The following is a 26,161-nucleotide window of genomic DNA, read 5'->3' on the forward strand; positions in this document are numbered from 1 at the left end:
CCCGGCGCATCTGTATGACTACGCGCTGTGTCATATTTTGATGTGACCATAAATTGTGCGCGAATTCGTGGGGGCGACGCGCCCCGGGGGGAAAGATGTTCAAGTCGTTGTTCCGTTCGATCGAGGGTGCGCGCAACTGCGTCGCCGGCGTCGCCATCCTGGCCACGGCCTGCCTGGCACCGGTCCAGGCACAGGACGAAGTGGTATTCGTCGATCCCGGGGTTACGGACGCGGAAGTGTTCGAGCGTGCTGCCGGTGACACGGAGTTCGTCCGGCTGGACGCCCTGCGTGCGCCGCTTGAACAGATCGCCGACTATATGGACGGGCGGCACGGCATCCGCAGTGTTCACCTGATTTCCCACGGTGCACCGGGCGCGCTGCAATTCTCCGGCGGTCGCATCGACCGCGCCGTGCTGGACTCCGAAATCGACTATCTGGCCCGTATCCGCGCCGCGCTGGCCGATGGCGCCGATGTGCGTCTTTATGCCTGTGATGTCGCGTCTGGCCCCGACGGCGCGACTTTTGCCAGCGCCTTCGCGGATGCGCTCGATGCCGACCTGGCAGCCTCGACCAACCGGACCGGCGCTTCGGCCCTCGGCGGCGACTGGACCCTGGAATGGTCGCAGGGCGAGCTGGCCCGCAACACGGTCCAGGCTCGTATTGCTGCGTCAGGCTATGCCGATGTGCTGCAGGCCATCACGGTCCGCGAAGAGGCCAACTTCAATGGTATAGGCGGTACGATCTTCTATCCCGGACTGACGATCACCGACGGCAATTACAGCTTCGAATACGACACGCCCAACACGCCGGCCGAATGGATCGGTTTCGCCAATGGCGGTGACGGGAATACCGGTGTCGTTGTGGCGCGGCACAATGATGCGTCGCCGAGCGCCGGTTCCATCCGGATCACGCACACCACGCCGGGAACGCGGTTCGATTTCGTGTCCTTCTGGCATGACATCATTCCGGGCCGCCAGATCGTGACCGTGGAAGGTTTCCTGGGCGGCGTATCCCAGGGTACCTACAGTGGTGGGGCTCTGACCGGCACCGGCACGGCGACAATGGGCGCGGCCTTCGACAATGTCGACGAGGTGGTTCTGACTTCCGACGCTGCCGGCATCGAGATGCAGATCGACAGCTTCGTGTTCGATCCGCCGCCTGCCGACTCAACCGCTCCGGCCGTTCAAAGCATCACGATCTCCGGCACCCCGGGCGCGAATGCGGCCAGTATCGATTTCGTCGTCGACTTTGACGAGAACGCCAACAATGTCTCGACCGATGACTTCTCCCTGACGACCACCGGGTCCGCCGGTGGCACGATCGCCAGTGTTTCTGCAGCCAGCGGCGACCCGATCACGGTGACGGTAAACAGTATCACGGGTACCGGTACGATCCGGCTCGATCTGAACGGCGGCACCAATATCGCCGATGACAGCGCCAATTCCGGTCCGGCGGCCTATTCCTCGGGCTCCGTCCATACAGTCGATCGCGATGCGCCATCCGGCTATACGATCAGTATCGACCAGGGCGCGCTGAACGCGGCCAATGACAACGCTGCCTCATTCACCTTTGCGTCGGCCGAGGTGGGCGCGGACTACGATTATACGGTTACTTCCTCAGGCGGGGGCGGGTCCGTCACCGGATCGGGCACGATCGCAACGGCGACCGACCAGATTACCGGGCTTGATGTGTCCGGCCTGCCGGATGGCACGCTGACTTTCTCGGTCACCCTGACCGACGCTGCCGGCAATACAGGCGGGGCTGCGACCGACACAATCGCCAAGGACGCTACGGCGCCGGCGGGCTATACAGTGACGCTGGATCAGGACCCGGTCACGACGGGCAATCAGGGCGCCGTGTCCTTCACCTTTGCCGGTGCGGAAGTGGGCGCGGGCTACAACTATACGATCACGTCCTCGGGTGGTGGCGGGTCGGTCACCAACTCCGGGACGATTGCGACGGCGACGGACCAGATCGCCGGCATCGATGTCTCGGGCCTGCCGGACGGGACGCTGACCCTCTCGGCGACGCTGACAGACACAGCCGGCAATGCGGGCGGAGCCGCGACCGATACCGCGACCAAGGATACGACCGCACCGGCTGGCTATACCGTGACGCTGGATCAGGATCCGGTTAATAGCGGCAATGCGGGGGCTGTGTCCTTCACCTTTGCCGGTGCAGAAGTGGGTGCAGATTACGACTACACAATCACGTCCTCGGGTGGTGGCGGGTCGGTCACCAACTCCGGGACGATTGCGACGGCGACGGACCAGATCTCCGGTATCGATGTCTCGGGCCTGCCGGATGGCACACTGACCCTGTCGGTGACCCTTACGGACGGTGGCGGCAATACGGGCGGAGCGGCGATTGACACGACGGCCAAGGAAACCGTGGCGCCTGCCGGCTATTCCGTCACGCTCGATCAGGACCCGGTGACGGCCGCCAATGACAATGCTGTCTCCTTCACCTTCGCCGCGGCAGAGGTTGGCGCTGGCTACGACTACACGATCACGTCCTCGGGCGGGGCGGGTTCGGTGACGGGTTCCGGCACGATCGCCACGGCGACCGACCAGATCAGCGGGATCGATGTGACCGGCCTGCCGGACGGCACGCTGACCCTGTCGGTGACCCTTACGGACACGAATGGCAACACGGGCGCCGCCGCAACCGATACCGCATCCAAGGACGCGCTCGCGCCGGCGGGTTACAGTGTCTCATTCGACCAGGCTGCGCTGAATGCCGGCAATGACAATGCTGCGTCCTTCTCCTTTGCGGCGGCTGAGGTCGGAGCGGATTACGACTATACGATCACGTCCTCGGGCGGGGCGGGTTCGGTGACGGGTTCCGGCACGATCGCCACGGCGACCGATCAGATATCCGGGATCGATGTGACCGGCCTGCCGGACGGCACGCTGACGCTGTCGGTGACGCTTACGGATGCTGGTGGCAATAGCGGTTCCGCTGCGACGGACACCGTCTCCAAGGACGTGGTGGGACCTGCGGGCTATACTGTCGCGCTGGACCAGGACCCGGTGACGGCGGCCAATGTCAACGCCGTCTCCTTCACCTTTGCTGGCGCCGAGGTCGGGGCCGATTACGACTATACGATCACCTCTTCGGGCGGGGGCGGATCGGTAACGGGATCCGGCACGATTGCGACCGCGACCGACCAGATTTCCGGGATCGATGTGTCCGGCCTGCCGGACGGGACGCTGACACTGTCCGTCACCCTGACCGACCCGGCGGGCAATACCGGCTCGGCTTCCACCGATACGGCCGCCAAGGACGCGGCCGCGCCTTCGGGTTATTCGGTGTCCTTCGATCAGGATCCGATCGGTGATGTGGACGATGCCGCCATATCCTTCACCTTCGCCTCCGCGGAGGTGGGTGCGGACTATGATTATACGATCACCTCCTCGGGCGGGGGCGGATCGGTGACGGGTTCCGGCACGATCGCAACGGCAACCGACCAGATCGGCAGCATCGACGTGTCGGGCCTGCCGGATGGCACGCTGAGCCTGTCGGTGACGCTGACGGATAGCGGCGGGAATACCGGCTCGGCAGCGACGGACACGGCGACCAAGGATGTGGTGGCGCCTTTGGGCTATACTGTCGCGCTGGACCAGGACCCGGTGACGGCCGCCAATGCCAATGCCGTCTCCTTCACCTTCGCCGGTGCGGAAGTCGGGGCTGACTATGCCTATACGATCTCCTCGAGCGGCGGCGGGACAGATGTTACGGGTTCCGGCACGATTGCAACGGCGACCGACCAGATCACCGGGATCAATGTGTCCGGCCTGGGCGACGGGACGCTGACGCTGTCTGTGACGCTGACCGACCCGGCGGGCAATGCCGGCGGTGCAGCCACCGATACGGTGACCAAGGACACCGGCCTGCCGGGCTTCTCCAAGGCTTTTGCGCCGGCCTCGATCCTGGTTGCCGATGTATCGACGCTGACCTTCACGATCGACAACAGCGCACTGGCGGCCGGCGCGACCGCGCTGGACTTCACTGACAATTTCCCGGCTGGTATGGAAGTGGCGGCCACGCCCAACGCATCCACGACCTGCACCGGCGGGACCCTCACGGCCGTCGCAGGGGCGGGCGTTGTCAGCTATACCGGCGGCTCCATCGGTGCTGGCGCGAGCTGTACGGTCGATGTCGACGTAACGGCTACGGCGGCCGGCTCGCTGGTCAACACGACGGGCAATCTGACCTCCTCGCTCGGCAATAGCGGCACGGCGAGCGCCACGCTCACAGTGACCCAGCCGAGCCTGAGCGTTGATGATCCCTCGGTCACCGAGGGCGATAGCGGGACGTCCAGCCTGGTCTTCACGGTGACACTGGCTCCGGCTTCGGCCCAGACCGTGACGGTGGATTATGCGACCTCCGACGGGACGGCCACGGCCGGTTCGGACTACACGGCAACCAGCGGCACCCTGAACTTCACACCTGGCCAGACCAGCCGCACTGTCACCGTCACTGTGCTCAACGAGACCTTGGTCGAGCCGGACGAGACCGTGATCCTGACCCTCTCCAACCCGTCGAACGCCACGATCGGCGATGCGGCCGGGACCGGCACGATCCGGACCGACGATACCGATGCAACAGCGCCGGGGGTGGCGTCTATTGCGCGGCAGACGCCGGCGAACGCTGCGACCAATGCGGACAGCCTGACCTGGACGGTGACGTTCAGTGAGGATGTGACCGGTGTGGATGCGGCTGACTTTGCCGTTGCCGGCAGTTCGGCCGGCATTACCGGCGTGAGCGGTTCGGGCGACAGCTATGCCGTGACAGTCTCCGGCGGCGATCTGGCGGGGCTGACCGGCGTCGTGGGACTGGATCTGGCCGCCGGCGTGTCGATCGACGATCTGGCCGGCAATGCGCTGACCGATCTGGAGCCGACGGGGGCCGACGAGACCTATACGCTCGACAACACCCTGCCGACGGTCAGCGCCATCGAACGCGAGGCGCCACCAGGGGCCTCAACCAATGCGGACAGTCTGACCTGGGCCGTGACGTTCAGCGAGGCTGTGACGGGTGTGGATGCGGCTGACTTTGCGGTCGACGGCAGCACGGCGTCTGTGACGGGTGTGAACGGTTCCGGTGCGAGCTATTCCGTGACGGTCTCCGGCGGCGATCTGGCGGGGCTGTCCGGCGAGGTCGGCCTGGATCTCGATGCCGCGGCCTCAATCGAGGACGCCGTCGGCAATGCCCTGGTCGATCCCGATCCGACGGGGGCCGACGAGACCTATCTGCTTGACGGTGACGGGCCCGGCGTGACGCTCGATGCGGGAACGGCCGGCCCGGTGACGGCGCCCTTCACCCTGACGGTGACGTTCAGCGAGCCGGTCAGCGGTTTCGCCCTCTCCGGACTGGATGTGAGCAATGCTACGGCCGGCAATTTCCAGACCGTTTCGGCGTCCGTCTACACGATCGACATTGCCCCGCCGGACAGTGGATCGCTGAGCCTGTCAGTGCCTGCGGGGGCCGCGACTGACAGTGCCGGCAATGACAATACGGCATCCGCTGTCCTGACCCTGGAAGCTGATGGTGTGGGGCCGGAAGTGGTCTCCATCGAAGCGCTGAATGCTCTGGTGACAAACACCGACACGCCGGTCTGGCGCGTCACCTTCAGCGAGGCGGTGGTTGGCGTCGATGAGTCCGACTTCACGCTCACGGGGGCGGGGAATGCGTCTCTGGCGGTCTCGCCCGATGGCGACACTGTTTTCGAGGTTGCGGCGTCCGGCGGCACGCTCGCCGACCTGGACGGCGAGGTCGTGTTCGGCTTTGCCGCCAGCCAGGACATCGCCGACAGCGCCGGCAATGCGTTGGCCGACACGGCGCCGACCGGCACGGACCAGTCCTCTGTCACGTTGGACAATACCGCGCCGGCCGTCACGCTGACAGCCGGTGAGGACGAGGTGACCGGGCCGTTCGCGGTGACGATCAGTTTCACCGAAGCGGTCACCGGCTTTGCGCTCGACGATCTCGTCCTCGACAATGCGACGGCTGAGACGCTGACGCAGGTCTCCGCATCGGAATACACGGTGGAGATCACGCCGGAGACCTTCGGTGAGACCGGTGTCTCCGTCGGCGCCGATGCGGCCGCCGACGCCGCCGGCAACGGCTCGCTGGCCGCCAGCCTGACTGTTGAAGCGGTGACGCCTGAGGTCGATGTCGCGATCGATATCGATGTCGACGACAATGACCCGGTGGGTGTTGCCGGTACGGCGACGGTGAGCAATCCGGGCGAACTGCCCGTCGATTTCCGCGCCGAGGCGAATGTGGACTGGCTGTCGGTCACGCCGCAAACCGGCACGATCGAGGGCCTGTCGGAAATCGTTTTCACGGTGAGTATCACCGAAGAGGCGCGCAATCTCGCGCCGGGCGACTATACCGGCCAGGTCACGATCTTCCGGACCACAACATCGTCGACGGCCGGCGGCAGCCGTGCCGCGCCGTCCGCACCGGGCGAGGCCGTGCTGGTGGAAATTCCGGTCTCGCTGAGCCTTCAAAGCACGATGGGTACGCTGCAGCTGGTGTCGACGACACCGGGCGGTCCCTCGGGCGATGCGAGCTTTGCGTTTGCGTCCGACCTGCCGGCGATCGACGGGCAGGTGCTGGCCACCTCCGGCGGCCGCGCCCAGACGAGTGTGATGGAACTGACCGGTGGCACGTTCGACATCCAGCAAAGCGTGCCGCAGGGTTGGCGCATCGATGCCATCTCCTGCACAGGCGATGCCGATCAGGGCTCGCAGATCGACACCACAAACGGCCGTATCCGCGTCGATCTGGATGTCAGCGAGGCGATTGTCTGCACCTTCGAGAATGTCCGCGACGAGGATGCCGTGCGCCTGGCCACCCAGCGTGCGATCCGCAACTTCATGCTGCGCCGCGCCGACCGCATCATCGAGGCCGCACCGGATCTGTCACGCCGCCTCGGCGCGCGCGATATTGTCCGGCCGGGCGCGTTGGCTGCGAACGTGGACGGGGGGCGCTACAATCTCTCCATGTCCACTTCGCTGTCCGGCATGCGCAATGCTGCCAAGGCCGACGAGCCGGATGCGCCGGGCGTGCGCTCCTGGGAGCGCGAACCGGATGACCGGCTGGATGTCTGGATGTCTGCGGAAATGTCCGGTGTGTCCGATGATCGTGCCGGTGAACGGGCCGAAAGCGATTTCGGCGTGTTCCAGCTCGGTGCCGACTGGGCCGTGTCCGAGGACATGCTGATCGGCGCCATGCTCCAGTATGACTGGATGGACGAGGAAGCGCGCGAGGTCTTTGTCGAGGCGGGCGCCGTTGCCGGTGCCGTGGTCGGCGGTGAAGGCTGGATGGCCGGGCCCTACCTGGTCTGGCGCTTTGCCGACGGCATCACCTTCGACGGCCTGGCGCTCTACGGCACCAGCGCGAACACGGTCAATCCGCTCGGCCTTTACGAGGACGATTTCGACACCGATCGCTGGATGCTGCGCGCCAATCTGACCGGCGAGTACAGCGATGGCGGGCCGTGGACCCTGCGCCCGCAGGCAACGCTGACCCATTTCGAGGAAAGCCAGGACGCCTATACCGACGCTCTCGGCATCGCCATTCCCGGGCAGAGCATCACGCTGGGCCGGTTTGCGGCGGGACCGGAGGTGATCTGGCGCCGTCCGCGGCCCAATGGCGGTCATTTCGAGCTGAGCACGCGGATGCGGGCCGTCTGGGACTACCATCCTGCCGAGCTGCTCGGCGAGGCGGGGCTGCTGACTGGCGGTGAGAGCGATCTGCGCGCCGATGGCCGCTTCGGCGCCGGCGCGGTCTTCGCCAATGGCGCCATGCTCGGCCTGGAAGTCAGCCTCGCCGGCATCGGAGACGGAGACTTCGAAGCCAGTTCGGCGCGGATCAATTTCCGCGTCCCGCTGTCCCTGGGCCGCTAATCCGGCAAGACGGCGAAGAAAAAGGAGCGGGCCCTGCCGGGTCCGCTCCTTGCTGTTTCGGGGCGTCTTTGCACCTGTGCTAGTGGATGTCGAACCGGTCGAGGTCCATCACCTTGGTCCAAGCCGCCACAAAGTCCTTCACGAACTTCTCCTGGGCGTCGTCCTGGGCATAGACCTCGGCATAGGCCCGCAGGACGGAATTGGATCCGAACACCAGGTCGAGCCGGGTCGCCGTCCATTTCGTCTGGCCGGACTTGCGGTCGCGGACCTCGTAGATCCCGTCGCCTGCCGGTTTCCAGGCATTTGCCATATCGGTGAGGTTGACGAAGAAGTCGGTTGTCAGCGCGCCTTCGCGGTCGGTGAAGACGCCATGCTTGGTACCGCCGTGATTGGTACCGAGCACCCGCATCCCGCCGACCAGCACCGTCATCTCCGGCGCCGTCAGTGTCATCAGCTGGGTCCGGTCAAGCATCAGCTCTTCCGGGCTGACCGCATAGTCCTTCTTCAGCCAGTTCCGGTAGCCGTCATGAATGGGCTCGAGAACGTCAAAGCTGTCGGCGTCGGTCATTTCATCGGTGGCGTCGCCGCGGCCCGGTGCGAAGGGCACGGTTATGCCGACACCCGCGGCAGCGGCCGCACGCTCGACACCGACATTGCCGCCCAGCACGATCACGTCGGCCAGGCTGGCTCCGTATTCCTTGGCGATGGGTTCGAGAACACCCAGCACCTTGGCGAGGCGCTGCGGCTCATTGCCTTCCCAGTCCTTCTGGGGTGCCAGACGGATGCGGGCGCCGTTTGCGCCGCCGCGCATGTCCGACCCGCGATAGGTGCGGGCGCTGTCCCAGGCCGTGGCGACGAGTTCGGCCGTCGACAGGCCGCTCGCGGCGATCTTCGACTTGATGGCGCCGATATCGTAATTCGTCGGGCCGGCCGGAACCGGGTCCTGCCAGATCAGATCCTCCGCCGGCACGTCCGGGCCGACATAGCGGGCCTTGGGCCCCATGTCCCGGTGCGTCAGCTTGAACCAGGCCCGGGCGAAGGTGTCGCGGAAATAGGCCGGATCGGCCATGAATTTCTCGCAGATCGCCCGGTAGGCCGGGTCCATTTTCATCGCCATGTCGGCATCGGTCATCATGGGGTTGTGACGGATGGACGGGTCGCTCGCATCGACCGGCTTGTCCTCTTCCTTGATGTCGACCGGTTCCCATTGCCAGGCACCGGCAGGGCTCTTCTTCAGTTCCCACTCATAGCCGAACAGCAGGTCGAAATAGCCCATGTCGAACGTGGTCGGATGGGTCGTCCAGGCACCTTCCAGGCCCGAGGTGACAGCATTGGCCGCCTTGCCGCCCATATTGGGATTGCTCCAGCCGAAACCCTGTTCCTCTACACCGGCGGATTCCGGATCGGGGCCGAGCGCGCCGGCATCGCCATTGCCATGGGTCTTGCCGACGGTGTGACCACCGGCGGTCAGGGCGGCGGTCTCCTCGTCGTCCATCGCCATGCGGGCGAAAGTCTCGCGTACCTGCGCAGCCGTTTTCAGCGGGTCCGGCTGTCCGTTTACGCCTTCCGGATTGACGTAGATCAGGCCCATCTGCACGGCAGCGAGCGGGTTTTCCATCGTCGACGGGTCGTCGACATTTTCATATCGGCCATCGCTCGGGGCGAGCCATTCCTTTTCGGCGCCCCAATAGGTGTCCTTTTCCGGATGCCAGATGTCTTCCCGGCCGAAGGCGAAGCCGAATGTCTTCAGGCCCATGGATTCATAGGCGATATTGCCGGCGAGGATGATCAGGTCGGCCCAGGAGACGGCATTGCCGTACTTCTTCTTGATCGGCCAGAGCAGGCGGCGGGCCTTGTCGAGGCTGACATTGTCCGGCCAGGAGTTCAGCGGAGCGAAGCGCTGATTGCCGGTGCCGCCGCCGCCGCGGCCGTCAGCCAGCCGGTAGGAGCCGGCTGCGTGCCATGCCATGCGGATCATCAGGCCGCCATAATGACCCCAGTCGGCCGGCCACCAGTCCTGGCTGTCGGTCATGAGGTCCGTGACGTCCTTCTTGAGGGCCTCGACGTCGAGGGTTTTCAGGGCTTCGCGATAGTTGAAGTCCTTGCCCAGCGGATTTGTCTTGGTGTCGTGCTGGTGAAGGATGTCGAGGTTCAGCGCGTTGGGCCACCAATCCATCACCGATGCGCGGCCAGATGTCATTCCTCCGTGCATCACCGGGCATTTGCCGAGTGATTGCGTATCATTGCCGTCCATGATGTCTCCGATCATGTCTTGAATGCGTGGATGCCGATTTACTCATCAATACTGCGGCAAGGATGACGGGCGGGGCCTTATGAATCAAATCGATTTTATCAGGCGGAGCCATAGATTGTTTCACTGTCATGGCCGCTCGCGACCTTGTGACGGTCATTTGCGCCTGCTGCGGCGTCCGGGTTTGCCAGGCCACTTGTGCTGGTGGCAGAACAGGCCCACTTCGATGGTGATGGAACAAGGGAGCGGGTGAATGGGTGTCATTCCGGACCAGGTCGGTTTTGCCGTCATGACAGTGTCCGATACGCGCGATGCGGCAACGGACAAGACGGGTCCCTGGTTGCGCGAGGCCATCTCGGCCGATGGTCACCGCGTCGTGGACCATGCCATCGTGCCGGACGATGTGACGGCGATCCGCACGCAGCTGGACGTCTGGATCGCCAACCCCGACATTCACGCTGTGATTGCTACGGGCGGAACCGGTCTGACCGGGCGTGACGTCACGCCGGAGGCCTTTCGCGGTGTCTATGACAAGGAGATGGACGGGTTCGCGGCGGTCTTTCACCAGGTCAGCTATGCCTCGGTCGGCGTTTCGACCATCCAGTCGCGGGCAACGGCCGGCATCGCCGGCGGCACCTATCTGTTTGCCGTGCCGGGCTCGAGCGGCGGCTGCCGGGACGCCTGGGAGAAAGTGCTGCGGATCGAATTCGACCGGACGCACCGGCCCTGCAACCTGGTCGAGCTCATCCCCCGGCTGACAGAGCGTTGAGATGCCAGACACCGCCATGCTGACCGTCGATGCAGCCCTGGACGCGATGCTGTCCGCTCTGTCGCCGCTGGCTCCGGTAAGGCGACCGCTCGCGGACTGCGGGGGCGCTATTCTGGCCGAGCCGCTGGTCGCGCAATGGACACAGCCGCCTTTCGCCGCGTCAGCCATGGACGGTTATGCCGTCCGCTCGGCGGATCTCGCTTCAGGATCCGAAGCGCTGCGCCTGGTTGGCGAGGCGGCTGCCGGACATGCCTTCGACGGCCTGGTCGGGCCGGGAAAGGCCGTGCGGATCTCCACCGGAGCGCCGGTGCCGGACGGGGCCGACCAGGTCGTGATGCAGGAAAAGGCGTCGCGCGAGGGTGACGCCGTCCGTCTCACCGACACAGCGCGCCCGATGGCGAACATCCGGCCGGCTGGTACGGACTTTTCCCACGGAGATCGTCTGCTAGAGGCCGGGCGGTGCCTGTCGCCGGAAGCTGTCGCGCTGGCAGCCGCAGCCCGCGTTGCGGCCCTCCATATTCACCCGCGCCCCCGCGTGGCGATCGTGGCGACGGGTGACGAGCTGGTCGAGCCCGGTGAACCCGCCGGCCCTTCGCAGATCGTCAACTCGGTCGCGCCCGGGCTCGTGGAACTGGTCCGTATCTGGGGCGGGGAACCGGTCTATCTGGGTATCGCCCGAGACCGGCCCGGTGCGGTACGGGACGCGCTTCGCCCCGGGCGTGACTGCGACCTGACGGTGACGGTCGGCGGCGCGTCGGTCGGCGGGCATGATCATCTGCGCGCGGTCTTCCAGGCCGATGGCGGCCGCTTTGCATTCGAGCGGATTGCGGCGAGGCCGGGCAAGCCGACCTGGTTCGGTACGTTGGAGGGGCATCCGCTGCTCGGCTTGCCGGGCAATCCGGTTTCGGCCCTGGTCATGGCGCGCCTTTTTCTCCGTCCGGCTCTGGCGCGACTGGGCGGCAGCGTTGCCAATGCCGTCTTCGCACAGGCCCCCCTTGCCGTCGCGCTTGAAGCCAATGACTGGCGGGAAACCTATCTGCGTGCCACGCGCGACGAAGCCGGCCGTGCCGCGCCATTGTCCAACCAGGATTCCTCGGCACTTTCGGCGCTCGTGCAGGCCGATTGCCTGATCCGGCGGCCGGCGGGCGCTTCCGCGCTAGCCGCCGGCGAGCCGGTCGAGATACTTCCGCTCCTCGACCGCATTTGAACGCACCTCTGTCGCATTTGTAATGCCCTGTGGGCCTTGTCAAAGGCTGCTTGTGCCGCTATTTACATTAACGTCAATGTAAATAGCGGCACAAGAGAGACACCCATGGCATCCAATTCCGGAACTCCCAGCGATCTGGTTATCCAGCGGCGCGACATGCGGTTTGGCCGCGACACGCCCAACCCGCGCTGGTGGCACGGGGGGGATCCGGGACGTACGGCCTTTTTCAATGCGCTGTCCTCGACCTTCCCGCTTGGCGAGAAGTTCTTCATGCAGTCGATCAAGCGCTATCGCGATCGCACCGAGGAGCCGCTGCGCAGCCAGATCGACGACTTCATGTACCAGGAATCCATGCATTCGCGGGAACATGCCGTCTTCAACCGGCAGGCCGAGGATGCCGGTTACGACATCCGGCCGCTGGAAGAGCGCACGCGGGTCACAGTGAGTTGGGCCAAGTCGCGACCGCACCAGATTCAGCTGGCCGCGACGTGCGCGCTTGAGCACTTCACGGCCGTGCTGGCCCATGGCGTGCTGGCCGACCCGAAATATCTCGACGGGGTCAGCCCGGAGGCGCTGCGTCTGTGGCGCTGGCATGCAATAGAGGAGATCGAGCACAAGGCTGTGGCTTTCGATACGTGGAACAGCGTAACCCGCAACCTGCCCGGCATTCGCCGCTGGGCCCGGCGCTGTGTCGTGATGGCGACGGCGACCGTCCGGTTCCACTGGGTTATCTTTCGCAACACCGCCGATCTGCTCAAGCAGGACGGGCTCAACAATTTTGGAACCTGGATGCGTCTGCTCGGTTTCCTGTATGGTCGTCCCGGTCCGATGCGGGTGCTGGTGCAGGGTGCTTTCGGATATATGCGCCCCGGCTTTCACCCCTGGCACACGGACGATCGCGAACTGGTCGAAGGCGCCCTGGAGTCACTGAACATGTTCAATGAGCAGGAGAGTCCTGCATGATATCCGGATACCTGTCTCTGCTGGCCGGTCTGCTGATGGCTGCACCGGCCGCCGATGCTGACAACATGCCGGACATCACCGGCGTCTGGGCCACCGGCTCGGAAGGCGGCAAGGTTGAAATCTATCGCTGCGACGAGGCGTTGTGCGGCCGGCTTGTCGATGCCGACGCGCTGCGGGACAATCCTGACCAGCGGGATGTGCGCAACTCCGATCGCAGCCTGCGCGACCGGCCTCTGGACGGGCTGGTCGTGCTGCAGGACTTCTCCGGTGGGCCGCGCGAGTGGGAAGGCGGTCCTGTCTACGATCCCCAGTCCGGCGACGGTGCCCGCAATGGCGAGCTGCGCCTGCGCGAAGACGGAAGTCTGGAAGTAAAGGGCTGTGTTGCCTTCTTCTGCCGGACCCGGGTCTGGACAAGGGTCGACTGAGGGTCAGCCCGTACCTTTCGGGCGCTCCAGGAAGGCCGGCAGCAAGTCGGCCATGATCCGGCGGCTGGCCTTGTCATCCTGGCCAAGAATGTCGCGCAGCGGTGGACCGATCAGGGCATCGCCGAAGGCGGTCAGCGCAATGAAGAGAACCGCTGCCTTGATCCGCTCGCGGGGCAGCTGCGGATCGTGTCCGGCCATCTCGTCGACCGCATCGACCACGCCCAGTACAGCCTGCCGGACTGGCTCGAGCCGGGATGTGTCACCGGTCATCACGATCCAGGACGCAAGCCGGCCTGCGCCGCCTTCGCCGAAGGCGTCGAATACGGCATCGACAAGTTCGCGGGGCGCGCTCTGGTCCGTGCGAAGCCGTGCGACGGCTGCGTCGAGCGCATCGCGCAGATCGTCCACCATCGACCCCATCAGAGCGGCCTGCAGGTCGGAAGCCGATCCGAAATGGTGGATCAGGTTGGCGTGGGTCACGCCGATCTTCTTGGCCACAGCCGACAGTGTGACGGCATCCGGTCCGGCCTGGAGCAGCAGGGAGCGCGCCGCGGCGAGGGCTTCGCTTCGTGCCTCGTCCGGCGTTCGCCGCCGGCGTTTCTGAACGGTCTTTTCTTTTGGCATGTCGGTTGGTTACTTCGATGTAGATAGCGGCTGTCTCCTAGACTGAACACCGGGTTAACACAAGCGGCGAGGGGCTGAAGCCTTGCCAGGAAGCCTTGCGCGCAGCGGAACCTTTTCGCGAGGTGTGGTCTTGAGCACGTAGCGATAGAAAAAATCTTACTGACATTGGTATCAATAGTATTGACACTGCCGTGAATAACTGCACCGATATGCACGCGAGGCAGAGCCGCCGCTGTCTGCGAGGAAAAGAACCGGCGGATCGCCGTGTACCCGCCAAGGCCGCCTGAAGAGTGGCTGCCGGGAATCGGCAAGAGGGAGGAAGATAAATGCGAGCTATCGCAACCGGGCGCGCCTGTCTGAAGGCCGGCGTATCGACTGCTGTTCTTGTTCTGGCGGGGGGTGCTGCCTTCGCGCAGTCCGCGGACGAGACGGAAACCGAGAATGAGCGCCGCTTTTCCGGTGACGTCATCACCGTAACGGCGCAGAAGCGCGAGGAAGTGATCCAGGATGTACCGATTGCGGTGTCGGCCTTCACGGCCGAGGATCTCAACCTGCGCGGCATCGAGGGCGGGTCGGAACTGCTTCGGGCCATCCCGAACGTCGCCTTCTCGAAGAACAACTTTTCGATGTTCAACTTCTCGATCCGCGGGATCGGGACCAAGGCCATTTCCGCGGCCAGCGATCCGGCCGTCGCGATCAGCTTCAACAATACGCCGCTGATCCGTAACCGGCTGTTCGAGCAGGAGTATTTCGACGTGCAGCGCGTTGAGGTGCTGCGCGGGCCGCAAGGCACGCTCTACGGCCGCAACGCGACGGGCGGTGTGGTCAACATGCTCCCCAACCTGCCAGAAACCGGTGTGTTCGGTGGCTCGATCGAGGCAGAGGTCGGCGGGTATGACAGCCGCCGCCTGCGCGGATACATCAACATTCCGGTCGGCGACACGTTCGCGATCCGGGTGGCCGGCGCCTCAACCCAGCGCGAGGGTTTCGACTACAACAGTTTCACGGACCGGCATGTGAATGACCGCGACCTGTGGTCCACGCGGTTTTCTGCCCTGTGGGAGCCGACGGAACGCTTCAGCGCCAGCCTGATCTGGGAGCATTTCGAGGAGGACGACAACCGGTCGCGCACGGGCAAACAGTTGTGCACGACCGATCCGGGTCCGACCCAGGTGGGTAGCACGACGGTACCCAGTGGGCTTCTCGGCGGGGCCGACATGGGCGACCTGTTCCAGAACCAGTTGAGCCAGGGCTGCTTGCCAGGTTCCTTGTTCGATGATGCCTCATACGACGCACCGAACGGTGGTTCTCTGACAATCGTGCGGGCCTCCAGCCTCCTGAATGGTCAGGGGGTTACGGCTGACGGAACGCGTCTCGATATTCCTCAAGTCGGAACGGATCCATTCGCGGGAGCGGTCGTGTCTCGTGACTTGCGCGAGATCGAGGCTGCAATCGACCCGCGCTTCCGGGCGGAAAATGATGTGTTCCAGCTGAATCTCGCTTTCGAACTGAACGACGGGCTGACGCTGTACTCGCAAACCGCGTATGCAAAAGATGACTTCTGGTCGACCCAGGATTATGGGCGGTTCCTCTCCGACCCCGTTTTTCCCGACACAAGCTTGCGCGTTGACGCCGGGGGCAACCCGGCACCGACCCCGATGTCGCCGGGGGGAATCTATACCGATCCGCAACTCGGGGCCTCGTCCCGAATGCTGTCAGCCGATCTGAGCCGGTCGGACAATTCTCAATGGTACCAGGAATTCCGGCTGCAGTCCGACTTTGATGGAGGCTTCAATTTTAGCGTCGGTGCCAACTATCTGGAATTCGAATCGCAAGACGATTACTTCGTTTTCAACAACCTTTTCACGTCATTGGCAGAGTACTACTACAATCAGGAAGGCGGTATCGGCTTTTCGAGTCCCTGTGACGAAAACTACAAGGCCGGGTCTCCTCCAAGTGCGACGGAATGTGTTTATATCGACCCGACACCGATAGATAATCTGGCTGGCGACGGTCACAATTATTTCCGCAGCCGGAATGTTGTGGAGACCCGGTCCTGGGCCGTGTTCGGCGAGGGGTATTGGGAACTCAGCCCCGAGCTGCGCCTGACGCTCGGTCTGCGCTACACGGACGACCAGAAAATCTCGACCCCCTATCCCAGCCAGCTTCTGCTGGGTGCACAGTCGGATGGCGGTCCGGGGCTGTCGTCCGGCGGTTATACCCGTCGCGGCTATCAGGCCGACCCCGATGTCGAACTGGGCTGGGAGGCCCTGACCGGCCGGGCCGTGATCGACTGGATGCCGGACCTGTCCTTCACCGAGGATACGCTGATCTACGCATCGTATTCGCGGGGCTATAAGGGCGGCGGCACCAATCCGCCGCGGGCCGAGATCAACCCCGAGGTCATCCAGTACCAGCCGCTCGAAGGCACGTTCGAGCCGGAATATGTCAATGCCTTCGAAATCGGCACCAAAAACACCTTCGCCAACGGGCGCGGCATGCTGAACCTCACGGGATTCTGGTACGACTACGAAGATTACCAGGTGTCGCAGATCGTCGACCGTATTTCGCTCAACGAAAACTTCGACGCCCGGATCTGGGGGCTGGAGCTGGAGGCGATGTACCGTCCGACGCCCGATTTCCAGATCGACGGCAATCTCGGTTACCTCAACACCCGCATTGCCGATGGCGAAGGGTCTATCGACGTCATGAACCGGACGGCCGGGAATGAGGACTGGACCCTCGTCAGGCCGTGGGTTCAGGTCCCGTCGAACTGTATTGCGCCGACCGACCATGTCGAGACTGTGCTGCAGATGGCGCCCGCGTTCGGCATTCTGTCATCCTGGGCGCTGTCGGCTCTGTGTGGCGGTGCGTCGCGGTTCGGTGCGTTTGATCCGGACTTCGACACGTCCTTTCCGTACTGGCAGTTCTTTGGCTTCACCTACAATCCGCTGGAAGATGCACCGAATGGTGGGCGTGGTTTCGAAACCGACCTGAGCGGCAATGAGCTGCCCAATGCGCCCAACTGGACGCTGAATGTCGGTGCCCAGTACACCTTCCATCTCGGTGAATGGGAGCTGACCCCGCGGGCCGACTACTACTGGCAGGGTGAAAGCTACTTCCGGGTCTACAACACCGAATACGACCAGCTGGAGTCTTGGGAGAATCTCAACGTCTCGGTGACCTTGATGCGGCCGCGCGACGGTTTTGTCATCGAGGGCTATATCAAGAACGTGTTCGACGATGCGCCGATCGTCGACGCCTTTACCAACAGCGACGATACGGGTCTTTCGACCAATGTGTTCACGCTCGATCCCCAGATCTGGGGTGTCAGCGTACGGGCTGCCTTTTAGCCGTCAGGTGAGGGGCGGGCACCTCGGGTGCCCGCCCTGCACTGTGTCCGGCCCAGCTTCCTTCAAACGATGCCGGGCCTGAGTCCGCCAGACGGTCCGCGACGAAAGCGGGAGAGGGACGCTCCTGCGGCCTTGCGGTCGCCATGCAAGAGCAGCGGACCCGTTCCGGGGCCCGCAGACAGTTAGCCGATAGGGGGGCGAGCCTGCCGCAAGGCATGGGCTCGCGTAGTGGTGATGCCCGGATCCGACGGATCTGGCGTGTGAACCAGTGCTGCTCCGGCCGCCATCTGCGGTGCGGGCCTTCACTTCCTTCGGGGCGTCTCCGTGGGGCAGGAATCTATATACAAATTTACATAAGAGTTTGTTTTCAAATAATAATTTGACTCCGGCGCGCTGTGTTGGCATGCTACCCAAAGTTTCGCCAACGGGCAGATGAAGGCTAGCCGGACGGGTGCATTCGTCCTGCGTCATCAGCGACTGAGGTCGCGAACCCCATCTGCGTGAATTGCTCCGGAGCGTGTGTCTGGAGCTGTCCGTATCGCCCGTGCCGTGAGGCGCGTGCGACCGTGAGAGGCAGGTCTGCCTCTCCTCCTGCACCTCGTGCCGGGCGCGCCCCTCTGCGCCCGGCGCCTTTCCCGGGCCCGGAAGGCGCGGTGCCGGATCTGTTCAAGCGTTCAGTGAAATCAATCGTCAGACGGGCCCGCGCTGACCGCATCTCAAATGGAGGAAATACGATGAAAATCAAGACCACGCTCATGGCAGCCGTATTCGGCATGGCCGCCACCGCCGCTCCGGCTCTGGCTGCTTGGCCGCCGAATACCAACCAGACGATTTCCGGCACGCTCAGCCTGGAGCAGAGCATTCAGATCGACTGCGTTGTCACCGTCAATCTGAGCATCGATGGATCCGGCGACCCGACGATTACCGGCCGCAGCTTTGCGCCGGGCAGCTTCCTGTGCGGCGGCGTGGTTTCGCCGTCTGGTACCTGGACGGCCGCTTGGGGCCCCGGAGCCAATGAAGTGACGCTCTCGATCGGTGCGTCCTCTGTCCTTGGCTCCTGCTTCGATACGGTGGTGGCCGACTTCAACCACACCACCAATACGCTCACCTTCAACAATGTGACCGTGTCGGGAACGCCGAGCGATTGCTACGTTGATGGCTCGCTGAGCTGAATTCGGCCTCCGCTACTGGTGGAACACGACGGGAGCCGGGCACGTATCGCGTGCCCGGCTCCTTCGTCGTTCGTACTTGGGCTTGATGTGGAGCACAGTGGAGGTAGCATCTGTGATGGAGGACACGGTTTGCTGGCGTTGACAGGTGTCACGAAAACTTATGGCGACGGCGCAGGCCGTGTGACCGCGCTCGACGATGTGTCGCTCCATGTGGAAGCCGGTGGATTCGTGGCCGTGCGCGGACCGTCCGGGTCCGGCAAGAGTACTTTGCTCAACATCATCGGCTTGCTGGACAAGCCGGATGCCGGGGATGTGTCGCTCGGTGGCGAGCGGGTCGTGCTTGCCGGCCGGGCAGAGGCCGCCCGCCTTCGCAACCGGCTCATCGGCTTCGTCTTCCAGTCCTTCCAGCTTCTGCCCCGCCTGACAGCCTGGGAGAATGTCGCGCTGCCGCTGTTTCATCGCGGCGTCGGGAGGGACGAGCGCCGGGCAAAGGCACTCGCTGCGCTCGACAAGGTCGGTTTGTCGGACCGGGCCGCGCATCGGCCGGATGCCCTGTCCGGCGGGCAGCGTCAGCGCGTTGCGCTGGCGCGCGCGCTGGTCGGCGAGCCCGCACTGGTACTGGCAGACGAGCCGACCGGCAGCCTGGACAGTGTCAGTGCCGCCGCCGCGCTCAATCTCCTGCGCGATGTGAATGTGCGTCTGGGTGTCACTATCGTCATGGTCACGCATGACCGTGAAGCGGCCGCCCGCTGCGACCGCACGATCAACATCCGGGACGGCCGGGTGGCCGGGGAGGCGGCATGAGGGCGGGGCCGCCACCGGCAGCGCTTGCCCTCGAAGCGCTGACCAATCTGCGGGGTCAGGGTGCGCGCTCGCTGCTGGCGCTGCTCGGCATCGTCATCGGTGCCGCTGCGATCGTGGCGCTGACCAATCTCGGACATGTCGCCCAGGCCGAGACGCTGAAGCGGTTCGAGCAGATGGGGGTCGACATGCTGGTCCTGCGCGGCATTCCGGCCGGCGAAGGCCCGGTCCGTCTCGATCGTGAAACGATCGAGCGGCTTCCTGCGAGCGATCCCGATGTGGTTGAAGCCACACCGCTGGCCATCGGGCGGGACGGGGTGCGGCCGTTGAACAGGCGGCAGGTCGCGGAAGAAGACGCCATGATCGTTGCCGTTACCCCGGCCATCTTCCAGGTTGCCGGGCTGGACGTCGCGCGCGGCCGCGCGCTGGGTCCGTTCGATGCCTGTGTCCCTGTCGCCGTTGCCGGCTCAGTCGTCGCACGTGATCTGACGGCCGGTCAGGCCGTCCTCGAACCGGGCGAACGGCTCAGCCTGGCGAGTTATGTCTTCACGCTTGTCGGCGTGCTTGAACCGGCGCCGCTGGAGGCGCTCAGCCCCGTCGATTATGACCGGTCGATCCTGATCCCCCTCTCCTGCGCCCGGCGCGCCCTGGCTGCCGGGGACCCCACCGTGGCACTCGTCAGGTTGCAGCCAGAAGCCGATCCTGACCGGTCAGGGCCGCGTCTCGCGGCGGCGCTGGGCAATGCCACCGCGACGGTGACCGTGCGCAGTGCGCGCGAGATGATCGCGGCCATGAAGCGCCAAACGGGCCTCATTGCGCGCTTGCTGGCGGGGATCGGAGGGATATCGCTGGTTGTCGGCGGGATTGGAGTACTGAACGTCATGCTGATGAGTGTGATGGAACGCCGCCGCGAAATCGGTCTGCGGGCAGCGCTTGGCGCCACCCCGGCCGATATACGCACCCTGTTCGCGATCGAGGCCGCGATCCTGTCACTCGGTGGCGGGATGTTGGGGGCGGCACTGGGAATGAGCGTTACAGTATTGTTTTCCTTGCTGTCCGGTTGGGACTATGTGGCGGCGTGGTGGATACCCGTGCTCGGCCCTGCGGTGGCCGTTCTGGTCGGTGGTGCCTTTGGTCTTTATCCCGCCTTCGCTGCTGCCCGGGTCGATCCGATCGAGGCCTTGCGTGCGGAATAGTCTTGCCCTTCTCCTTGCGGTAGCCGCCCTGGCGGTGCACTGGGTTCCGGCGGAGGCCCGGCAAGGATTGCCTCAACCGGACCCGCTCGCCGGTGTGCCGTCGCCGCCGGACAATCCCGTTCCGGGCGGACAGGTCATCGAGATCACGCTCGACGAGGCTGTCGCGCTGGGGCTTCGCCGGAACCGGACGGTGCAGGCTGCCCATCTGCAGCGCGCGGCCGAACGGTTCGATCTCTATGTCGCCGAGCGGGCCTTTGCGCCGCGCGGTGAATTGCGTGCGGAAGTCGTTCGCCGGGTTTCCAGGGGTGTAACCCGGTCCGAGGCATCGGTCTCGCCGGGGATAGGCCTTGTGACGCCACTGGGCACGCAGATCGATTTTACCTGGCAGCTCACCGAACGGCTCGGCGGTGCCGGTGGCGGTCTGTCCCAATCGGCGACCGTGAGTGTCAGCCAGCCGCTGGTCCGCGGTGCCGGGCCCGAAGTCAATCTTGCCCCGGTCCGGATTGCGCGGCTGCAGGAGCGGATCAACCGTCTCCGGCTGGAGGGCACGGTTTCGGATACGATTACCGCTATCGTTTTTGCTTATCGCAGCTTGATGCAGGCGCAGGAACAGGTACGGCTGGCCGACATATCGCTGGAGCGTGCGCGGGCCCTGCTGGAGACCAATCGCCGCCTCGTCGAGGCGGGCCGGATGGCGGCTGCCGATATCGTGCAGACCGAGTCAGCCGTCGCAGCCCAGGATGTTGCCCGCCTGCAGGCCGAGCAGACCCTCAACAGTGCCCAGCTTGCATTGACCCGCCTTCTTGCACTCGATCCGCGAACGAACATCCAGGCCGCCGGACCTGTCGATGCGGAATATGTCGCCGTCGACACTGTTCGCGCGATCCAACTGGCCCTGGATAATCGCGTGGATGTGCTGGCGCAGGACATTGCCGTCCAGCAGGCCCGCCAATCCCTTGTGCTGGCGCGGGATCGCCGGCGCTGGGATGTCTCGCTGTTCGGTGCGGTTACGCAGCGGGGCGCCGAACAGGGACTGGCGGAAGTCTATGAGGATGAGACGGATGTAACGGCTGGCCTGCGCGTCGAGATTCCCTTGGGCGACGTGTCGGCCGAACAGGGCGTGGTGCGTGCCCGCACCAGTCTCGATCTGGCGGAATTGCGATCGGCGGATCTGGCCCAGGCCGTCGAGGTCCAGGTGCGCGACGCGGTGCAGCAGGTCGAGGCGCGATGGCGTCAGGTGGAGACCGCACGCCGGGCACGGGATCTCGCCGAACGTGCCCTGGAACTGGAGCAGGAAAAGCTGCAGGCCGGCCGGACCTCGAACTTCGAGATCCTCTCGCTGCAGGCCGGGCTGCGCACGGCCGACATCCAGGCGCTTGCAGCCGAGATCGCCTACCTCAACGCGCTGACCGCGCTGGACCAGCAAATCGGGAGTACGCTTGAAACATGGCGCATCACGCTCGAACCCTGATTGCAGCTGCGGCGCTGCTCATGCTGTCCCCCGGGTGCGGCCCGGGAGCGGGTGCACCTGTGACCGGTGCGACGCAAAGCCTGGTCCTGGAACCCCGTCCCGTCGAGATCGTGCTGGGTTTCACCGGCCGCATCAGTCCCGGTGACCGTGCAGATCTGCTCGCACCCTATGAAGGCGTGATCGAGACCTTGCACGTGCATGTCGGCGACCGCGTTGCTGCGGGAGACCCGCTTGTCACGCTCAATCCGGCAGACCTGCAGCGCGAACGTGCCCAGGCCGAAGCGGCGCTTCTCCGCGCCGAGGCCGACGCCGCGGAGCTGGAGGATTGGGAGAACGGTCCGGAAATGTCCCGGGCTCGCCGTGATGTGGCAGGCGCCCGGGCAGACCTGTCGGATCTTGAGCGGCGTCTCGAGGAAACCGCGGCCTTGCTGGAGCGTGGGCTGGTCCCCCGCGGGGAGTATGACGGGCTGGTTCAGCAGCGCCGCGATCTGGGCATGCAGCTGGACCAGGCGCTTGAGCAGCTGGACGCGACGCGTGAGCGAGGTACGGGAAACCAGCGCCGGATCGCGTTGCTCGAGCGCGATCTGGCTCGAGAGCGTCTTGAGCGGATCGAGGCCGAGCTGGCCAATTCAACCCTTCGCGCGCCGGTCGCCGGTCTTGTGGTGCGGCCGCCTGATGCCGACGGTGAGCTGGGCGAGCCGCTGCGTGCCGGGAGCCGGGTCAGCCGCGGCCGGCCATTGCTGATTATTGCGCGTCCGGATGCGCTTGATGTGAGTTTCCGGCTCGACGAGGGCGATGTGACGGCGCTCCGCCCCGGTGCTCCCGTGCGGGTCGCGGGGCCCGGCTTTCCGGGGGTGGAGCTCACCGGCACGCTCACGGCGGTTGCCGGTCAGGCGGAGGTGTCGGCCGCGGGGCAGCTGGCCGAGTTCACGGCTACGGCCCGTCTGGATCCCCTGCCGGACTCAGCCGCTGAGTCGGTAAGGATCGGCATGACGGCCGACATTGATGTGGTGGTGTTTGCCGATGATGCGGCTCTCCTGGTGCCGGCACAGGCCGTCGAGGGCACGCCGGGGGATGCCTGGGTTCATGTCAGGGACGCGCCCGGCGCGCCGCCGCGCCGCGTACAGGTGGAGATCCGGGCAACCGGTCCGGCCGGTGTCGTATTGGGGGAGGGTGTTGCGCCGGGAGACACGATCGTCTGGCAGAACTGACCCGGCGCCTGCTGGCGGCCCGCATTAAACCCGTTCGACCACCATGGCGCTGCCAACGCCCGAACCGCCGTGCACCACAACCAGTCCAAGACTGCCCCCCTGGCGCTCCATACCGTCAACAATGGTGCCCAGCAGGATGGCACCTGATGCCCCCATCGGGTGACCCATTGCCAGGTGTCCGCCATCGGGATTGACCCTGTCGGGATCGGGTGCGTATTCGCGCTCGAAGCGGACCGGCGTGGCGGCGAAGGCTTCCATGAATTCGATCCGGTCGAAATCGCCGATCGCCAGTCCGGTCTGTGCGAGAACGCTGTCCATCGCGGCGAAACCGGCGGTGAGTTGCAGGACGGGGTCGGCGGTGGCTTCGGCAAAGCCGCGGATCCGTGCGCGCGGGGTGAGGCCGGCCGCCTCGCCGGCCGCCCGCGACCCGATCAGCACCAGTCCGGCGCCGTCGCAGGTGGGCGGGCAGTTGGCCACGGAATGCACGTGCCGGATGGCATCAAGTTCCGGACGCGCCGCGAGCATGATGGCGTCGAACCCTTTGGCGCCCAGCCCGGCGAAGGCCGGTTCCATCGCGGCGAGGCTTTCCGCCGTCGTGTCGGGGCGTATGCCTTCATCATGGGCGAGGGCGACCGATCCATCCGCGCGGACAATCGGCACAACCCCGTCCATCTCGCCGCGTGCCCAGGCGGCAGCGGCGCGCTGGTGCGAGCGCAGCGTCACGGCGTCGAGGGCCGCCTTGTCATAGCCGTTCATCGTGGCCATCAGATCGGCGGACAGGACGACCGGTACATAGCGCAGGCGTGCGGCGGTTTCCGGGTCGTCGTAATAGAAGGCGTGATCGCCCATGAAGGGCACGCGCGACATCATCTCGATGCCGCCGGCGATGCGCAGCCGGTCGTCGCCAAGCGCAAGGGCGTCGCTGGCGGCGAGGCCGACGGCCGTCAGGCCGGAAACGCAGAAATTGTTAAGCGAAAGCGCCCGCATCTGCGGCGGCAGATTGGCGTGCAGCCGGCTGACCAGCGCGATATGTCCGCCCTGGGCGCCGATCTGGCCAACACAGCCCAGCGTCAGCCCGGCCGCCCGTTCGATCGCGTCTTCGCCACTCCGGGTCTTGAGTGCACCGATCAGCTGGCCGACCAGTTCCTGCGGTGTGAATTCGGCAAGCCCGCCGCTCGCCTTCGACTTGCCGCGCGGTGTCCGCACCGCGTCGTAAACATAGACTTCCATGCCCGATCAGACCCCGATCACCAGACTGACACTGGCGGTCGTCGATCCGCCGACATTATAGGTCGCCGCTGTCCGGGCGCCCTCGACCTGGCAGTCGCCGGCCTTGCCCGAGGTCTGGCGGGCCGCGTCCAGCGCCATGCGCACCCCGGTTGCGCCGACGGGGTGACCGAGGCCGATCAGGCCGCCCGACGGGTTGAAGGGAAGCTTGCCGCCCGGCGCAATGACGCCGTCCTCGACCGGTTTCCAGGCCTCGCCCGGAGCCGACAGGCCGAAATGCTCGATCGCCATGTATTCGGTGACCGAGAAGCAGTCATGGGTCTCCACCAGGTCCAGATCGTCCGGCCCTGACAGGCCGGCCCGGGCGTAGGCGTCGGTGATCGCCTTGCGCACCCAGGGGAAGATATAGCCGTCGCTGCCGGCGCTCTCCGCCAGCTTTGACTCAAGCAGAAGCGGCGCCGTGGTGTGGCCCCAGCCTTTAAGTCGCGGAATGTCTTCCAGATCGAGGCCGCGGGCGTCGGCATACTCGCGGGCAACCGCCTCGGAGGCGAGGAAGATCACGGCCGCACCGTCGGTAACCTGACCGCAATCGCTCTTGCGCATCCAGCCCTCGATAACCGGATTGGCTTCATCGTCCTGGGCAAAGCTGCGCTCGGTGAACTCCCAGTTCCGGGTCTGGGCATTCGGATTGCGGCGTCCGTTGGCAAAGTTGATCTTCGAAATTTCCGCGAGATGTTCCGGGTTCAGCCCGTAGCGGCGGTCATATTCGGCGGCGAGGCTGGAGAACATGGCCGGCCAGAGATAACGGGCGCCGACAGCCTCGCGTCCTGCCCAGGCCGCGGCGCCGAGATTCTCCGCTGCGGTTTGCCCCGGCACATTGCGCATCATCTCGACGCCGATGACGCCGGCCAGGCCGTAGCGGCCGGCTTCGATATCCGCCATGGCCGCCAGGATCGCCATCGAACCGGACGCGCAGGCCGCTTCGTGCCGGCTGGTCGGCAGACCGGCAAAGGCGGGATTGGCGTGGACGGCCATCCCGCCCAGCAGCCCCTGGCCGCAGAAGAGTTCCGCCGCGAAATTGCCGACATGGAGCACTTCGACATCGCCGGCATCGATCCGCGCATCCTCGAGTGCGGCAGCCGTGGTCTCGGCGATCATGTCGAACAGGCCCTTGTTCTCGCGCGTCCAGTTGCGCGCAAAATCGCTCTGGGCGCCGCCGAGAATGAAGACGGGCGGGGCGCTGGTCCGGGCGGTCGATCGATAGGTCATGGCGTCCCCTTTTCGGTGTTCGGCGGCTTTTGGCACTCTGGCCGTCAGGCGATGATGATCTCGACGGGCAATCTGACAATGAATTAACTTGCGTAGTCAAACCCACTTTATCGATGCTACGATCATGGAGCAAGTGGAGAGCTGTGAGCCTGCTGCTGGTGGCCTGTGCAAGTCTGTCTGCAGGCGCGATAAAGGCGAAGCCGTGCGGCCTGTTGCGGCGTCTGCGCAGGACCACCCCGGTTTGGATTCGCAAGTTCGTTCCGGGTGCGGGACGTCCAGCGTGCACGGTCAGACAGCCGATCT

At 65.1% G+C, this 26,161-nt stretch carries 15 protein-coding genes; 11 read left to right on the top strand and 4 right to left on the bottom strand.

What is annotated here, in order from left to right; all coding sequences use genetic code 11:
• Window positions 1–95 precede the first annotated feature (95 nt).
• Entirely contained in the window at window positions 96–7,919 is a 7,824-nt protein-coding gene (locus PKE71_RS10155; RefSeq protein WP_271186858.1) for a DUF4347 domain-containing protein, read from the top strand.
• Between the two features lie 79 nt (window positions 7,920–7,998).
• Here PKE71_RS10155 and katG read toward each other — a convergent pair whose 3' ends face one another.
• Window positions 7,999–10,173 carry a catalase/peroxidase HPI gene (gene katG / locus PKE71_RS10160; RefSeq protein WP_271187062.1) on the bottom strand — a complete coding sequence of 725 codons (2,175 nt, stop codon included), beginning with the start codon at window positions 10,171–10,173 and terminating at the stop codon, window positions 7,999–8,001.
• Between the two features lie 250 nt (window positions 10,174–10,423).
• Between katG and PKE71_RS10165 the strand changes: the two genes are divergently transcribed.
• From PKE71_RS10165 to PKE71_RS10180, 4 genes are all read left to right on the top strand, one after another.
• Window positions 10,424–10,939 carry a molybdenum cofactor synthesis domain-containing protein gene (locus PKE71_RS10165; RefSeq protein WP_271186859.1) on the top strand — a complete coding sequence of 172 codons (516 nt, stop codon included), beginning with the start codon at window positions 10,424–10,426 and terminating at the stop codon, window positions 10,937–10,939.
• A gap of 1 nt (window position 10,940) precedes the next feature.
• Window positions 10,941–12,146, top strand: coding sequence for a molybdopterin molybdotransferase MoeA (locus PKE71_RS10170; RefSeq protein WP_271186860.1), 1,206 nt, complete (start codon window positions 10,941–10,943; stop codon window positions 12,144–12,146).
• A 105-nt stretch (window positions 12,147–12,251) separates the two neighbouring features.
• The gene (locus PKE71_RS10175; protein WP_271186861.1) at window positions 12,252–13,109 is read left to right on the top strand and encodes a metal-dependent hydrolase; all 858 of its coding nucleotides are present in this window, start codon (window positions 12,252–12,254) and stop codon (window positions 13,107–13,109) included.
• Window positions 13,106–13,534 carry a DUF2147 domain-containing protein gene (locus PKE71_RS10180; RefSeq protein ID WP_271186862.1) on the top strand — a complete coding sequence of 143 codons (429 nt, stop codon included), beginning with the start codon at window positions 13,106–13,108 and terminating at the stop codon, window positions 13,532–13,534. Before PKE71_RS10175 ends, PKE71_RS10180 begins: the two co-directional genes overlap by 4 nt.
• 3 nt (window positions 13,535–13,537) lie before the next feature.
• On the opposite strand, the gene PKE71_RS10185 is transcribed toward PKE71_RS10180, so the two are convergent.
• Window positions 13,538–14,158: a TetR/AcrR family transcriptional regulator gene (locus PKE71_RS10185; protein ID WP_271186863.1), complete on the bottom strand. Its 621-nt coding sequence runs from the start codon at window positions 14,156–14,158 to the stop codon at window positions 13,538–13,540.
• A gap of 326 nt (window positions 14,159–14,484) precedes the next feature.
• On the opposite strand from PKE71_RS10185, the gene PKE71_RS10190 reads away from it, so the two are divergent.
• The 6 genes from PKE71_RS10190 (at window position 14,485) to PKE71_RS10215 (ending at window position 23,362) form a co-directional block, all read left to right on the top strand.
• A complete protein-coding gene (locus tag PKE71_RS10190) occupies window positions 14,485–17,511 on the top strand; it encodes a TonB-dependent receptor (protein ID WP_271186864.1) in 3,027 nt (1,008 codons plus the stop codon).
• Window positions 17,512–18,245: 734 nt separating this feature from the next.
• Window positions 18,246–18,683, top strand: coding sequence for a hypothetical protein (locus PKE71_RS10195; RefSeq protein ID WP_271186865.1), 438 nt, complete (start codon window positions 18,246–18,248; stop codon window positions 18,681–18,683).
• Window positions 18,684–18,812: 129 nt separating this feature from the next.
• Entirely contained in the window at window positions 18,813–19,487 is a 675-nt protein-coding gene (locus PKE71_RS10200) for an ABC transporter ATP-binding protein (RefSeq protein WP_271186866.1), read from the top strand.
• Window positions 19,484–20,680 (top strand): ABC transporter permease, encoded by a 1,197-nt coding sequence (locus PKE71_RS10205; protein WP_271186867.1) that lies wholly within the window; start codon window positions 19,484–19,486, stop codon window positions 20,678–20,680. The genes PKE71_RS10200 and PKE71_RS10205 overlap by 4 nt, the downstream gene beginning before the upstream one ends.
• Window positions 20,670–22,151 (top strand): TolC family protein, encoded by a 1,482-nt coding sequence (locus PKE71_RS10210; RefSeq protein WP_271186868.1) that lies wholly within the window; start codon window positions 20,670–20,672, stop codon window positions 22,149–22,151. The genes PKE71_RS10205 and PKE71_RS10210 overlap by 11 nt, the downstream gene beginning before the upstream one ends.
• Before the next feature lie 59 nt (window positions 22,152–22,210).
• On the top strand, window positions 22,211–23,362 hold the full coding sequence (locus PKE71_RS10215; protein WP_271186869.1) for an efflux RND transporter periplasmic adaptor subunit: 1,152 nt from the start codon (window positions 22,211–22,213) through the stop codon (window positions 23,360–23,362).
• A 24-nt stretch (window positions 23,363–23,386) separates the two neighbouring features.
• On the opposite strand, the gene PKE71_RS10220 is transcribed toward PKE71_RS10215, so the two are convergent.
• Entirely contained in the window at window positions 23,387–24,592 is a 1,206-nt protein-coding gene (locus tag PKE71_RS10220) for an acetyl-CoA C-acyltransferase (RefSeq protein ID WP_271186870.1), read from the bottom strand.
• Window positions 24,593–24,598: 6 nt separating this feature from the next.
• Complete coding sequence (locus tag PKE71_RS10225; RefSeq protein ID WP_271186871.1) at window positions 24,599–25,858, bottom strand: acetyl-CoA acetyltransferase; 1,260 nt, start codon at window positions 25,856–25,858, stop codon at window positions 24,599–24,601.
• Window positions 25,859–26,161: the final 303 nt, after the last annotated feature.

It is taken from the genome of Maricaulis virginensis, from assembly GCF_027922185.1.
Taxonomy (GTDB): Bacteria; Pseudomonadota; Alphaproteobacteria; order Caulobacterales; family Maricaulaceae; genus Maricaulis; species Maricaulis virginensis.